The sequence below is a fragment of the Fictibacillus norfolkensis genome (assembly GCF_014836645.1).
GTDB lineage: Bacteria > Bacillota > Bacilli > Bacillales > Fictibacillaceae > Fictibacillus > Fictibacillus norfolkensis.
In genome coordinates this window covers 480,973-495,779 of sequence record NZ_JACSQM010000002.1, presented here as the reverse complement: position 1 = coordinate 495,779, position 14,807 = coordinate 480,973, and the positions used below count along the sequence as shown (strand labels likewise).

Below are 14,807 nucleotides of genomic sequence, written 5' to 3'. Positions count from 1 at the left end.
CACTGTTCCTAAGGGAGTGTGGGAGAGATGAATAAATATCGTATCTTTTTTGTGTATCGAGTGAAAGATTTAAATTATATTCATGTGCATGGGATGAACATGGAAAATAAGAAGTTGTTCACGGTTCTGATCTCATCTCCAAACGATGAAATGAACCTTGGCCATCATCATAGTGAGCTTCCTAATGAATTGTTGTTATTGTTGGAGGCAGAGAGTACACGGATTAATTCTGGGCTCTATGATCTTGCTCATTGGGAACCATATACGTATAGCTGATGCTCCTTTCAATTTTGTTGAAAGGAGTTTTTTTGTGTAAAATGTTCCTAAAAGGATAAAAGGATAAAAGGAGAATTTCTTATTATGACACAAGACGAAATTGTGGAGCTATTAACAGGCAAGATTAAACTTGTGCGAACAGAACTTGGATATACTCAAGACAAGATGGCCGATATATTAGGTATCTCAAAGAAAACGCTAGTTCAGATCGAAAAAGAAAGAATTAAAGCGAGCTGGACTGTAATCGTTGCTATGTGTGCATTGTTTCGAAACTCAGACATTCTTAACCATGCATTAGGGGGAAATCCACTTGATGTTATGGAGCTAGTCGTTCATGAGTATGTAGCGATACCGAAAGAAAAAACCTGGGGTGGACTTGTCTGGTGGAAAGAAGTAGATTCACGTAAAGGCTACCGGCTTCAGCAGAATGTAATCAGTCAACACTTCCGAATACTCGATCAAAAGGATTATCGAGTTTTTAGTTCGTTTGAAGAAAATGAAGCACGAAAGAGATTGAGAGAGATATAGTAAAATAACTGTTTCATAAAATATTTAATGTGCTGTTACATTAAATTTACGTTGTGCTGTTAGTTTCAAGATGCAAGTTATTTTGAAGGGAGAGTAGCACATGAATTGGAAAACGAAGCTAACAGCGCTTATTATCTCGGGTGCTTTGACGATACCTGCTGGACAAACTCATGCCTTCTTATCTGGTAATGACAAACAAGATGGTGGTATTGGAAACTCTGAAAACTATTTGGATAAAGTACCAAATATAGCACTGGATCCAAAAATAGATAATATTATCTATCCACTAATGGCGACACCGGCAATTAAGAAGAATGGTTCTGATTTAACGATTAAGGTGGATACAAAAGATAAAGAACCTGCAGGATGGGAAGTCTCATTAAATCCGACTGATGCAGCAAATGTAGATGGAACATTTACTCTTCCTGTGAAAAATGTGCAAAAAGGGTCTTCGCATTGGAATGAAAGTTCTTCTATTTATGAAGTTACGGTACAAATTCCAGATGAGGTTCCAGAAGAGTTATTTGATCTGCAAGTTACTTATACCGGTGATGGAACTCGTATCACAGATGATGAACCAAACTCGGTTAAGGTAGTAAAAGAGTTCAATAAAGAATTTAAGTTTATGCACCTAACGGATATTCATGTCGGCTCTCCACGCAACATAGCAGATCCTGCTAACATTACTGAAGCAGGATTCTGGCACCCAGATCGAACGAAACGTTGGCTATATCTCCAGAAAACGATTAAACAAGTTAATTTGTTAAAACCAGATTTTGTGGTGATGACCGGTGACTTAATGTATGGTCAAATGAATCCAAAAGAATATATCTATGAATATGAAGAAACATATCGCATGCTGAAGCAATTTGATGTTCCAGTGTATATCGTCCCAGGGAACCATGATTATTATGCACAAGATGCTACACTAACGGATGGTGCAAAGTATTGGGAACAATATTTCGGTCCCCAGTATTTCTCGTTTGATTATGGACCATATGCTCACATGATTGGATACAACTCTTTTGATTGGCACAAGTTTGACAGACAAGGTCATGGATCCGTATCCGTTCCTACTTGGGGTGGGCAGATACGTGATGAGCAGATGGAGTGGATTAAAAAAGATTTAGCAGATAATAAGGTTAGTGCACAACCTGAACAAGTAAGGGGATTATTTTCTCATCATAATCCGTTATGGCGTGATCGTGACATATGGCCGTCAACAGATCCGCATGTAAACGATTATTGGAATGAATACGATGCTAAGCATGATCCGCAGCATTTAACAACGCTCATAAAAGGTGAGGCACTCGGTATTAAATACGATCAGCAATGGCACGGTGAAGGGTCTCATGAACTGATTGATGTAATGAAGCAGAATAACGTTAATATATCCTTGCATGGACATACGCACGTCGATAATATTACAGAGCAAGACGGCATTTTGTATTCTACAACTGCATCTATTGAATTATCAGCTAAACCATGGGTAGGCTATCGTTTGTTTGAGAAGAATTCAGCTGAAAATGAGTTCAGGTCATACGTATACGAAGGGCCAGATAGATCCATGCCGGTATATCAAAATGGAAATACGTCAGCTGGTGTTGTTTCATTTGAGAATAAGTTTGAGCTGCCAAACGATGGATCTCAAGTTACCCAAACAGCTACAGTTACAAACCGCTTAAATAAAGCTCTGACTGTAAATGTTCCATTCTATATGAAACAAGGCAGCTATTCACCTTCTTCCGGCAAAGTAGTTGAAACACAATTATATGGCACGAAACAGTTTGTAGAGGTGCAAGTAACCATTCCGCCAAATACGGTAGAGAACGTGGAATTAAAAAGATAAGTAAGAAGTACGCCTGAGCAGAAAATTGCTCAGGCGTTTTTTTTGTTGGGACATAAACTCGAGAAACTCTATAAATGACTAGTAGATTTATTATCATTTTTGAGACTAAAACATTTGAATTTCTTAACCGATAAAAAGAGGGAGAACTCATGACTATTGTTTAATGAAGAAATACCTAGAAAAGGAGCAAGTGAGATGTCACTTAGCACTCAAACTTTAAAGATTGTTGTAATAACAGCTGGTGTTGAACAATATGGGCTGCCGATCGAACATGTCGCTTCGATCGAGCGCGTTCTGGACATAACACCGATGCCAGAGATGTCTTCAGACGTATTAGGAATCATTCATTTAAGAGGGAACGTTATTCCGATCATTGATTTTGGACAGCTGATCGGTAAAGGGAAGGCCGAGATCACAGATCAGACTAGAATTGTTATTTTACAGAATGAAGAAAATTTCTTAGGGCTTCTAACGGAAGCTGCAACTGATGTTATTGATATTGAAGCAGATTCCATACAATCACCAGGAAGTTTTCGTTCAAAGAAGGACTCGTTAATAAAAGGTGTCTCTAAGCAGGATGATCACCTAATCATTGTGCTAAATTGTCCAATTATTTTTAGCAACAGAAATTTATAAGAGGTGACGTATGAAACTAACGTTAAGAAAAAAGCTAGTAGGTTCTTTTTTAACAATTGCCGTTCTGTTTTCTGCAACTTGCGGTGTTTTCTTTTACTTTTTAAAAGACATGCAACATACATACAGTGAACTATTAGACAGAAGAACGGTAATCTATAACAATGCGAAGGAGATTGAACTTCAAGCGACTGTTCAAAACAATAGTGTCAGGGAATACTTGCTCGAGCAATCGACCGACAGCAAACAAAAGTTGACCGACGCGAACGAAAGGATTAATACACTCGTAAATGAAACGATGAAACTCGTTAAATTAAAGGCAGATAAAGATAGGCTGGAAAAGATTTATTATTTGAACAATGATTACAAAACGGAATCAGACCGTGTGCTGCAAAACTCAATGAGTAACATGGAAGCAGCAAATGAATATGCAAAAAGCACTCTTTTTCCGTTAGGCAGAGACATGCGAGCTGTAACAGAAGAGATGGGCAAGAGACAAGCAAACCTAATGGCTGAAGGCAGAGTCGTCGTTGCGGACGAGGAGAAGTTCGTTGTCTCTCTCATCACGATTTTAGGAATCGTTATTGTAGTGGCTGCACTTACAATCGGTTACACGATCTCGCTTATGATCTCAAGACCTGTTGTGAGAATGTCCAATATGCTTAATGACATTGCAGATGGTGATTTGACGATGGATCCGATCTTTGTAAAAAATAAAGATGAGATTGGTATGCTCGCAGATGGCATCAACCATATGGGTACAAACCTTGCAACTTTAATCAGGCAAGTCAGAGCTACCGCTGAACAGGTGGCAGCATCTTCTGAAGAGTTAACTGCTTCAGCTGAACAAACGAGTATGGCAACAGAACAGATCGCGACAACGATAGGTGAGGTGGCAGGAGGATCTCAAGAACAAGTGCGTACGGTAGATGATATCGTAGAAGCCATGAACCAGCTTTCTGCCGGAATTCAACAGATCGCAGTTAGTATGAAGAACATGTCTGAAGCATCCGCTCGTTCTATGCAGGTAGCAGAAGGCGGAAATCAGACCATACAAAAGACGATCGGCCAAATGGATGCGATTCACACTTCTATGGACAGTACCTCTCAAGTTGTGAAGGATCTTGGTGAGCAGTCTCAAGAAATTACGAATATTGTTGATGTGATTACGGATATTGCCGGTCAGACAAATCTTTTAGCACTGAATGCTGCAATCGAAGCAGCTCGTGCAGGAGAACAAGGCAGGGGCTTTGCAGTAGTTGCTGATGAAGTACGAAAGTTAGCAGAGCAATCTTCAGCATCTGCATCCCAGATCGGGCAACTGATCACTAGCATACAGGAGCTAACTGAAAAAGCCGTTTCTGCTATGAAGAACGGTGCGATAGAGGTAAATGGCGGCAGAGAACTCGTCTATCAATCAGGAGAAGCGTTCAAAAGTCTGTATGAAACAGTTGCAGAGGTTTCTGGCCAAGTGAGCGATATCTCAGCCGCAACAGAGCAGATGACAGCGAGTACTGAACATGTTGTTGGCTCGATCGACGTGATCTCATCGATGGCAGAAACAGCAGCTTCATCAACGCAAGAAGTTTCTGCTTCTGCAGAAGAACAGCTAGCAAGCATGGAGGAGATCTCATCTTCATCAAACGCACTTTCACAGCTAGCAGAAGAGATGAACGAAGCCATTAATAAATTTAAAGTGTAGAAATGAAAAGAAGCATAATGAAAGCCGCCCAGCTTGAATGGGCGGCTTATTTGTTAATTTGATACGGAATCTAGATATTAGTGTGAAAATAAAACCTTGTGACCGAGCATAAAAATCAGGGACCAATCATAAAACCTTGCAACCGCACCAAAAGAAAACAATAAACATCATAAGGCTCAAAATAAGCTTGCCTTTCAAGGAGAATTCCTCAAAAAGACAAGCTTATCTTTATTCTTTTTTATAAAACCGATCGCCAGTATCCGGATTATAATAAACGCGTTCCCTTTTTCCGGAAGTAGGATCAATTGATATTTCATCTGTCCAAATATAGCCTGAAGGCACTTTTGTTTCACTTTTTTTGTATCGCTTATCAAAATACATCCATGAGATGATAGCTAAGACGATTAAGAAAAGGATAGACAAAACTTGCCAGCCGATTAGGATGCTTATGATGTTCATTGTTTTTCAATGACGACAACCGTTCCATAAGCAACGATCTCGCTCATGTTATTGCCCATCTCTCCAGAATCAAAGCGCATCATTATGATGGCGTTGCCACCCATCTCAGTAGCATTCTTTACCATCCGGTCAACTGCTTGCTTTCGCGCATCTTCAAGCATACTCGTATATTCTTTGATCTCACCGCCCATGATTCCTCGTAATCCCGCCATGATGTCGCCGCCGATTCCACGAGCGCGTACAACGACTCCAAAAGCAGAGCCTTTTACTTCCTTCACCTCATAGCCTTTTATGTTCTCAGTTGTTACGACGATCATGAAATAACGCCTCCTTGGTTTGTTATCTCTCTAATGCGATTCATACAAGCTCTTCGTTTCATTTCTATATTATGATCTTACCAGGGTTTAAAATGTCTTTTGGATCCAATTGTTTTTTTATAGCGAACATGATGGGAAGAGTATCAGCATGTTCCTTAGCCAAATATTTTGCTTTTCCGATTCCGATACCATGCTCTCCTGTACAGGTGCCGCCTTTTTGAAGTGCATAGTCCACTATACTAGCGTTCACCGTATCGGCTTTTTCGCGCTCTTCCAAAATCGAACTATCATACATCAAAATGGCATGAAAATTTCCATCACCTACATGACCGAGGACTGCTCCCGGTACTCCTACCTCGTCCATCGTTTCTCTCGCGTGTACGATTGCTCCAGACAATTCGGAGAGTGGAAGACAAACATCGGTAAACATCATCGATTTTCCTGGATAGCCATGTTTAAATGCATAAGCTAAATGGTGTCTTGCTTCCCAAAGTTTAGCGCGAGCCTTAGAATCACGTTCCTCTGTCCATTCAAGACCACCAAAGCTCTCGAGCAATTCCTTTGTGAGTGATGCTTCATATGTAACACTAGCTGGGTTTCCTTGAAACTCTAAAAATAAGGTAGGCGCTTCTGTATAAGAAGTATCACTATTGTGGTTCACTTGGACGATCGAGCGTTCATCAACCAGCTCCATTCTTGCGATACCAGTCCCAGAGCCAAGAACTGCACTTGCAGCTTCAACTGCCGTTTGAACAGATGGAAACGTACACCTAGCTGCAAGTACTGCCTCAGGAATTCCGTATACTTTTAATGTGATCTCAGTAAATACCCCTAAAGTACCTTCTGAGCCTACAAACATGGAGGTCAAGTGATAGCCAGCTGACGATTTAGCAGCCATTCCGCCGGTTTGAATAATTTGTCCATCCGCTAATACGACTTGAAGATTTCGTACTTGGTCGCGCATGATTCCATATTTTACGCTTGTTGTTCCACTTGCATTCGTAGCTGCCATCCCACCGATCGTAGCATCAGCGCCGGGGTCGACTGGAAAGAACAATCCGAATTTTTTTAGTGCTAGGTTTAGCTGAGTGCGTGTGACGCCAGGCTGTACTCTCACTAAAAAATCATCTGGACGAATCTCCAGCACTTCATTCATTTCTTGAAAGTTTAGTGTGATGCCGCCATTTACGGGTATACAGTGGCCCTCAAGACTAGAACCGGCTCCGTAAGGCACGACAGGAATTATGTTTTCATTTGCGAATTTAAGAATAGAAGAAATTTCTTCTGACGATATCGGGTATACAACTACATCAGGAGAAACAGGGTGGTGATAAGATTCATCGTGGCTATGCTGCCAGAGAATCGTTTCATTTTGTGTGGCACGTTTTTCAGAAGTTATTTTCTGCATCTCAAGCAAAAGATCTGACTTTGTCATTTCCAAGGAAACTCACTCCCTATACGTATAAGTTTATTTCTATTTTACATGAACGAAGCTAAAAATCCTTTTTAAACATGAAATTACGTATATATGCCCAAACTAACAAGTGAGGTGAAGAATGATGAGAAAATGTTGGATCAACAGATGGCGTGTTATACTGATCATATTATGTTTTTCGATAGTCGCTACAGGCTGTGGGGACAATGACAGCCAAAACCAATCCGAAGGGAGAGAGCAACCGGTGATAGGTGATGGTAAAGAAGATAAAAAGAAACAACAAAGTCCTGGGGCAGGAAAAGAAGAACGATCTGGACAAGATGGTCAGAACGGTATCGTTGCAGGAAGTATTGAAAGTACGATCAATGTTCAAGAACAGCAGAATGCAAAAGGTATTCTATTTCGATATGAATTAAAAAATCAAACAGAAAAAGAGAAGGTTTTTCAATTTTCGTCTAGTCAAAAATTTGATTATGTGATCAAAGATAAGAATGGGAAAATTGTTTACCAATACTCGAAAAATCATATGTTCATGCAGGTTCTTTCTTCATTAAAACTGAAACAAGCGGATGTTTTTAAACAGGACATTTTAGTGAATAATCTTGATCCAGGAGCCTATACACTTGAAGTATGGTTGACGCCTACCGGAGAAACAGAAGATTACAGACAAAAAATCACTTTTAATTGGAACTGATTTGGGGAAGAGATGGGTTAAGAGCTCATCTCTTTTTGTTATTTTTAACAGTCAAACAAAATACTTGAAAGTCAAAAAAGGTCAAAGTATAATATGATTAAAGGTGAAAGGTCAAAGAAAGTCAAAGTCAAACTTTTAGCAAGTAGACCCAGATCACTTAAATCATAAAAGTTGCGAAGCGAAGGTCATACCGTTATAATCGCAAATAATTTATACAATTTTTTAAAAAAATTTATAGGGGGTTACAAGTATGCGTTGTGAACAATGTGAAGTTAATCCTGCTACGATTCAAATGAGTATCTCTATGAATAAAGAAAAGAAACAATTTGTGCTCTGCTCTAATTGTTATCATAAAGTAAAACAAGAAATGACAACTGGGGGAGGAATGAACATGAATTTTTCTTCTTTCGATGATATTTTTCAACAGATGATGAATGGTCAAGCTTTTGCAGACCAAGCGAACGATCCACATCATCAACAAACTCAAAAAGGTAAACGTGGCGGCGGAGGCTTCTTAGATAAATTTGGCCGAAACTTAACAGATGCTGCAAAAGCAGGGATCATTGATCCTGTCATCGGACGTGATCAGGAAGTACGCCGTGTGATTGAAATCTTGAATCGTCGTACAAAAAATAACCCGGTATTAATCGGTGAGCCAGGTGTAGGGAAAACTGCAATAGCTGAAGGTTTAGCTACTAAGATCGTAGAAGGCAATGTACCAGCAAAACTTCTGAATAAAGAAGTCTATTTGTTAGATGTTGCTTCACTCGTTGCAGACACTGGCGTGAGAGGTCAGTTTGAAGAAAGAATGAAACAACTGATTGCAGAACTTCAAAAACGGAAGAACGTCATTCTTTTTGTAGATGAGGTGCATCAGATCGTAGGAGCAGGGTCTGCTGAAGGTTCAATGGATGCAGGAAACATTTTAAAACCAGCACTGGCTCGTGGTGAACTTCAGATGGTTGGTGCTACAACACTTAAAGAATATCGCCAGATCGAAAAAGATGCAGCGCTTGAACGACGCTTTCAGCCTGTTATCGTTAACGAACCAACGACAGATGAAGCGTTTGAGATCCTTAAGGGACTTGCTTCGCGTTATGAAGACTATCACCAAGTTAAATTTACAGAAGAAGCTTTAAAAGCTTGTGTTACTTTATCACATCGTTATATTCAAGATCGTTTCTTGCCCGATAAAGCGATCGATCTTATGGATGAAGCAGGTTCAAAAAGCAACCTTCAACATATTACGATTGAGAAATCGTCCATTGAAGAGCGGTTAGAAGAACTCGTTAAAGAAAAAGAGAAAGCTGCTGCAGATGAAAACTACGAACTTGCAGCTAAGCTTCGACAAGAAGAACTAGTACTTGATGAGAAACTTAAAACACAAGAAGAAGATAAAAAGGCAGCGATTGTGCAAGTAGAAGATATTCAACATATCGTGGAACAGAAAACAGGAATTCCAGTTCGCAAACTGCAAAGTGATGAACAATCCAAGATGAAAGAGCTTGCTGCAAAACTTTCAGCTCAAGTAATCGGACAAGATGAAGCGGTAGAAAAGGTAGCAAAAGCGATTCGCAGAAGCCGTGCAGGATTAAAGACAAAAAAACGTCCGATCGGTTCCTTCTTATTTGTAGGACCAACGGGTGTAGGTAAAACAGAATTAACCAAAACATTAGCTAAAGAGATCTTTGGTGATGAAGAAAGCATGATTCGTCTCGACATGAGTGAATATATGGAAAAGCATGCTGTATCCAAGTTGATCGGTTCACCTCCAGGGTATGTAGGACATGAAGAGGCAGGACAACTTACAGAACAAATCCGCCGTAAGCCATATAGCATACTTCTGCTCGATGAGATCGAAAAAGCTCATCCAGACGTACAGCACATGTTCCTTCAGATCATGGAAGATGGCAGATTGACGGACAGCCAAGGGCGTACAGTAAGTTTTAAAGATACGGTGATCATCATGACAAGTAATGCAGGTTCAGCTGTAAAACAAACTAAGAAACTAGGGTTTAACACAGAAGAGGTTGAAAAAGAGACACAGATTTTAGACTCTTTAGGCGGCTATTTCAAACCAGAATTTCTTAACCGTTTTGATAGCATCGTACAATTTCAGTCGTTAAAAGAAGAACACCTTGTGAAAATTGTTGATTTGATGCTACAAGAGCTTTCAGATCAACTTCAAGAACAAAATATTTCAATCACAGTAACTTCAGCTGCAAAACAGAAGCTTGCTAAACTAGGTTATCACCCAGCATTCGGAGCAAGACCACTTCGTCGAATCATTCAAGAACATATCGAGGATAAAATTGCAGATGTTCTTTTAGATGACGAGGAAGTCGAGAAGCTAGCAGTAAATGTTGCAGAGGGACAGATTGTTGTGAAAAAGGCGTAAGATTAGCTAAGGAAGTAAGAAGTAGAGTAGATAGAAGTTAAAACTAAAAAACCTTGTTTGGAGAGTGTTTCTCCAGCAAGGTTTTTGTTTTACAATTCATAGATAGGGTATTTCTAGTTTCTAGATAATTTTATCCGAAAAAATAAGCCATGCATCTGCATGGCAGAATAAATAAGAAACAAAACTCTCTGTCTTTATGAGTCATCTTTGGAGCGGATAATGGTAAGAACAAGCATTGAAAAACCAATCATGAGTGACATCGCTTCAAATACTGTCATCCCCATCCCTCCTTACAAATTAGGAGCAAGACTCGTACAGAAACTAGAGAAGGAAAAGTATTGTATGATTACCATTTTATCCCGATTTATAAAACGAAACAAGAATCGGAAAGACTATTTATAATAACTCTATTTAGGTCAATAGGATTATTTTACCAATATTATTTTCACGCATAAATCGCATTTGTTTTTCATTTTTTTCGGGGTAGACTAAAAGGCCTATAAAAAAATCAATTCCAATACATCTAAACAACAGGTGTAGCTAGGAACATCGCGAAAAGAAATATAAATAGGCACAAAACGAAGAGTAAGCATTTTCTTTTCATTCTTTTCATCCCCCTTGTGTATATCAATGTATAAAGAAATGAGTTATTTCATGACTATTATTCAAGGAAAATTTTTAAGGAGGATTAATCGTTGGACACATCATATGTTTGGTATGTAAGCTATGGATCGAATTTAATGGAGCACCGTTTTTTGTGTTATATTCTTGGTGATCAGCCCGAAGGTTCTACTCAACGGGAAAGAGGCTGTAGAAATCCAGCCAAGCCTCTTAAAAACGGTAAAGCTGTTTTGCCATACCCTCTTTATTTTGCAAGAGAGCGGACGAAATGGGGAGAAGGTGGAGTGGCTTTTATTGGACACGAAAAAAATGAAGCATACGAGACGTATGGCAGAAAATACTTGGTCACTGCCGAGCAATTCTTAGATGTTACAGCTCAAGAAAATAGCTGTGAAGAGATAGAGGCTGACTTGGAGGAAGTTATTGAAAAAGGATATATTCACTTTGGTCAGGGCTGGTATAGCCGCATGGTGTATCTTGGTGAGGATCAAGGATATCCGATGGTTACTTTCACTTGCAACCTTGATATGCATGAACAGGATTTAAATCCACCACCAGCAACTTATCTCATAACCATTGCAAAGGGACTTAGTCAGATAGGTCTATCTTGCGGTGAAGCGATAAAATATTTTGCTCAAACTCCTGGGATTGCAGGCCGAATGAAGGATGATGAGATTGAAAGTATCATTAAAACGTATTTTTAGCATGACAAAAGCTAGATAACTTGTCCAACCACCGGTTAATTTACCGATTAAAGGGTTGAACATAGGCCAAGGGATATACGTCTAATGGAACTTACTTGATCTAAAAATTGGTGAGATAATAAAGTCCCCTATACATATAGAGGTGCTTCTTATAGAGAAGCACCTCTTTTTTTTGAACTTTTCTTAAAGGGTGTTATCGTACTACGCAGTTTAACTTCGTTTCATGGCTGCTCGCTTTCGGCAAAGCGGTGGGTGAACGCACATTCATACATTCTCTTTTTTTATTTGGTTCATCTGTCTATCTGTCTAAGTGGACAATATCGTTTACACTTATGCGTTCATTTTGATTTGTTTAATAGCGATGATTGCAGCAGAACAATTGAATTGGTCAGCGATCAGCTTTTTTACTTGTTCGTGGAGATTGGCTTTGCTGGGATAGATGTTAACAATCACGATGTTTCCTTCTGTAATTTTCTCCTCACCATGACTAAGTTGAAAATCCACTACAATTTTAGCCATCTTCTTTCTCCTTATCATTTATGTCATAAACTGCTTGATGAGGTATTCGACATTTTTACGAAAATCCTGTCTTAATTTAGAGAAATCAGGCGAAAAGTAGGAAGGTTTTTCAATACATTTACTTTTATCAATTTTTTACAGGGGAAATCCGTCACATTATAGAATGTAATTAGGAAGATTGTAGTGGCAGGGGGTCTATAGGTGGAGAGTACGCTTCAGAAAAAAAAGTCCGTTAAACGAATTACTTGGAAAAAAAGTTTAGTGATCATCGGCATCGCTATCGTTGTGATTCTAGCAGCTGCAGCAGGTACAGCCTATTTTTTGCTTCAAAAAAGCAAGCCTGTAATTAATGGGGCTGTTCCATTAATTGGACTTCAAGCACGGGTAGATGTTTACAGAGATAGCGATGGAGTTCCCCATATTGAAGCAGACTCAATGAAAGACCTATTTATGGCTCAAGGTTTTGTAACGGCGCAAGACAGGATGTTTCAGATGGACTTAAGCAGAAGACAGGCATCAGGAATGCTTAGTGAGGTAATTGGGGAGAAAACACTCACTCGTGACAAGTTCTTTAGAACATTAGGTTTAAGAAGAGCAGCAGAAGCTTCTTATGATGAGTATTCTCCAGAAATGAAACAATATCTGTCATGGTACGCAGATGGTGTGAACGCTTATATGGACCAGGCGAAGAAAGATAATACGCTACCTATAGAATTCTTGCTCGTTGGGTATGAGCCAGAGAAATGGATTCCCGTTGATTCCCTCGTAATCGGTAAATATATGGCTTTCGATCTTGGAGGCCATTGGGAAGGACAAGCATTTCGATATTATTTAACAGAAACGTTTTCAAAAGAAAAAGCTTTGGATCTATTTCCAGGATATCCGAAGGACGCGCCAACCATTTTAGAGGATCTTCAAACAGAAGGTATTGATTTTGAGAAAAGTTTCGCAGGATCGGTAATTCCAAACTATCATAATGGAAGTAATAACTGGGTAGTTGCGGGCGATAAGACGAAATCGGGTAAGCCGCTTCTTGCCAATGATCCACACCTTTCACTAGGTACACCTTCTATCTGGTATCAGGCCCATCTGAAAGCTCCTGATTATGAAGTTTCCGGTGTAATATTCGCAGGAATACCGGGTATTATTGTAGGACATAACAAGACGATCGCATGGGGGGTAACGAATGTAGGACCGGATGTTCAAGAACTATATGTTGAGAAAAGAAACCCAAAGAACTCTTATGAATTTCAATACATGGCAAACTGGGAAAAAGCTGATGTAGTAAAAGAAAGAATCAAAGTAAAGGACAAAGTGGACATAGATCACGAAGTAGTGATCACAAGACACGGACCCATTATCTCTGAGTTTGCACATCATGATAAACCAGGTACAGCTCTCTCATTGAAGTGGACAGCTCTTCAACCTTCAAAAGAGCTTGAAGCTGTCATTATGATGAACCGCTCAAAAAACTGGACTCAGTTTGAAAAAGCGCTCCAATCGTTTCATACACCTGCACAAAATTTTGTTTTCGCGAGTACAGATGGAACGATTGCCTATAAAGCAAACGGATTGATTCCAATTCGTAAACAGGGATATACGTCACTTCCTGTTCCAGGATGGACAGATCAATATGAATGGAAAGGATATATCCCGTGGGATGAACTGCCAACGAGTCTAAACCCTGAAAGAGGATATATTGCAACTGCCAACAATAAAGTTACTGCTGATTCTTATCCTTATCATATTTCGGATACATTTGCTCAACCTTATAGACAACAACGGATCGTAGAAGTACTTGAAGGAAAAGAAAAGCTTACGGCAAAAGACATGCAATCTCTGCAGTTCGATCAAAAAAACAAACAAGCAGAAGAAATGCTGCCGATTTTTATACAACAAGTAATGAAAAAACCATTGAACGATAAGGAAAAGAAAGTTATCTCACTTCTGAAAAAATGGAACCATACCGATACCAAAGATAGTGCTGCTCCATTAATTTTTCATATCTGGATGAGTCATTTTAGCGATGAGTTGTTTAAGGAAGAAATCAGCGAAGAGATGCTGAAGATGTTTGATGGCAGGGAACAAGTGGTGGATGAACTGATAAGAAAGGCGAACGCTGGAGATCCCGGCCCATGGATTAGAGAAAATGGCGGGTTAGAAAAAGTTACTCAACGCTCTTTTGAATCAATGATAACCTTTCTATCAGAAAAATTTGGGGACGATTCATCGAAATGGGAATGGGGAGACTTTCATACGCTAACATTTGAACATCCTCTTGCTGCCATCAAACCATTACATCTATTATTTAATCCAACTACACAAAGTATGGGTGGAAGTAGAGTGACAGTTGGTGTAGCTGGATGGGACCGGGAAACAGGCAGCATTACACACGGTGGAGCTTGGCGCATGGTAATCGATATGTCTGATACATCGAGATCTTATCATGTAGTAGGACCAGGTCAATCTGGCCATGTACTGAGCCCTTGGTATGAAGATCAGGTTGAAGATTGGGCAACAGGAAAGTATCACGAAACTGCTCTAGATCAGAAAGAATGGCCGAAGGAGCAGCATCTCGTTTTGAAGCCAAAAGTAGAAAAATAAAAAACGGTAGACTCTTGTCTCTGTCAAAATAACAGGTTGGACATATGGTGTAGGGAAGGCAAAAACAA

14 protein-coding genes are annotated in these 14,807 nt (G+C 39.6%); 9 read left to right on the top strand and 5 right to left on the bottom strand.

What is annotated here, in order from left to right:
- Positions 1 to 27: 27 nt before the first annotated feature.
- From H9648_RS06920 to H9648_RS06900, 5 genes are all read left to right on the top strand, one after another.
- Positions 28 to 276 (top strand): hypothetical protein, encoded by a 249-nt coding sequence (locus H9648_RS06920; RefSeq protein ID WP_191753139.1) that lies wholly within the window; start codon positions 28 to 30, stop codon positions 274 to 276.
- 84 nt (positions 277 to 360) lie between these two features.
- Entirely contained in the window at positions 361 to 804 is a 444-nt protein-coding gene (locus H9648_RS06915; RefSeq protein WP_191753138.1) for a helix-turn-helix transcriptional regulator, read from the top strand.
- A 100-nt stretch (positions 805 to 904) separates the two neighbouring features.
- Positions 905 to 2,653 carry a metallophosphoesterase family protein gene (locus tag H9648_RS06910; RefSeq protein WP_191753137.1) on the top strand — a complete coding sequence of 583 codons (1,749 nt, stop codon included), beginning with the start codon at positions 905 to 907 and terminating at the stop codon, positions 2,651 to 2,653.
- 195 nt (positions 2,654 to 2,848) lie between these two features.
- On the top strand, positions 2,849 to 3,289 hold the full coding sequence (locus H9648_RS06905; RefSeq protein ID WP_191753136.1) for a chemotaxis protein CheW: 441 nt from the start codon (positions 2,849 to 2,851) through the stop codon (positions 3,287 to 3,289).
- A 10-nt stretch (positions 3,290 to 3,299) separates the two neighbouring features.
- Complete coding sequence (locus H9648_RS06900) at positions 3,300 to 4,988, top strand: methyl-accepting chemotaxis protein (protein ID WP_191753135.1); 1,689 nt, start codon at positions 3,300 to 3,302, stop codon at positions 4,986 to 4,988.
- A gap of 228 nt (positions 4,989 to 5,216) precedes the next feature.
- On the opposite strand, the gene H9648_RS06895 is transcribed toward H9648_RS06900, so the two are convergent.
- The 3 genes from H9648_RS06895 to H9648_RS06885 all read right to left on the bottom strand — a co-directional run bounded on the left by H9648_RS06895 (position 5,217) and on the right by H9648_RS06885 (position 7,199).
- Entirely contained in the window at positions 5,217 to 5,447 is a 231-nt protein-coding gene (locus tag H9648_RS06895; protein WP_191753134.1) for a hypothetical protein, read from the bottom strand.
- Entirely contained in the window at positions 5,444 to 5,764 is a 321-nt protein-coding gene (locus H9648_RS06890) for a YbjQ family protein (RefSeq protein ID WP_137790415.1), read from the bottom strand. The genes H9648_RS06895 and H9648_RS06890 overlap by 4 nt, the downstream gene beginning before the upstream one ends.
- A gap of 64 nt (positions 5,765 to 5,828) precedes the next feature.
- On the bottom strand, positions 5,829 to 7,199 hold the full coding sequence (locus tag H9648_RS06885; RefSeq protein ID WP_191753253.1) for an FAD-binding oxidoreductase: 1,371 nt from the start codon (positions 7,197 to 7,199) through the stop codon (positions 5,829 to 5,831).
- 121 nt (positions 7,200 to 7,320) lie between these two features.
- Here H9648_RS06885 and H9648_RS06880 point away from each other — a divergent pair, with 121 nt between their 5' ends.
- Entirely contained in the window at positions 7,321 to 7,893 is a 573-nt protein-coding gene (locus H9648_RS06880) for a BsuPI-related putative proteinase inhibitor (protein ID WP_191753133.1), read from the top strand.
- Positions 7,894 to 8,143: 250 nt separating this feature from the next.
- Entirely contained in the window at positions 8,144 to 10,291 is a 2,148-nt protein-coding gene (locus tag H9648_RS06875; RefSeq protein ID WP_191753132.1) for an ATP-dependent Clp protease ATP-binding subunit, read from the top strand.
- A 194-nt stretch (positions 10,292 to 10,485) separates the two neighbouring features.
- Here H9648_RS06875 and H9648_RS20650 read toward each other — a convergent pair whose 3' ends face one another.
- Complete coding sequence (locus tag H9648_RS20650) at positions 10,486 to 10,575, bottom strand: putative holin-like toxin (protein WP_222122228.1); 90 nt, start codon at positions 10,573 to 10,575, stop codon at positions 10,486 to 10,488.
- Between the two features lie 411 nt (positions 10,576 to 10,986).
- Between H9648_RS20650 and H9648_RS06870 the strand changes: the two genes are divergently transcribed.
- The gene (locus tag H9648_RS06870) at positions 10,987 to 11,616 is read left to right on the top strand and encodes a hypothetical protein (protein ID WP_225218761.1); all 630 of its coding nucleotides are present in this window, start codon (positions 10,987 to 10,989) and stop codon (positions 11,614 to 11,616) included.
- Between the two features lie 330 nt (positions 11,617 to 11,946).
- Here the strand turns inward: H9648_RS06870 and H9648_RS06865 are convergent, their stop codons facing one another.
- Positions 11,947 to 12,135, bottom strand: a complete 189-nt coding sequence (locus H9648_RS06865) for a hypothetical protein (RefSeq protein WP_191753131.1) — start codon at positions 12,133 to 12,135, stop codon at positions 11,947 to 11,949.
- Between the two features lie 201 nt (positions 12,136 to 12,336).
- Here H9648_RS06865 and H9648_RS06860 point away from each other — a divergent pair, with 201 nt between their 5' ends.
- Complete coding sequence (locus H9648_RS06860; RefSeq protein WP_191753130.1) at positions 12,337 to 14,739, top strand: penicillin acylase family protein; 2,403 nt, start codon at positions 12,337 to 12,339, stop codon at positions 14,737 to 14,739.
- Positions 14,740 to 14,807: the final 68 nt, after the last annotated feature.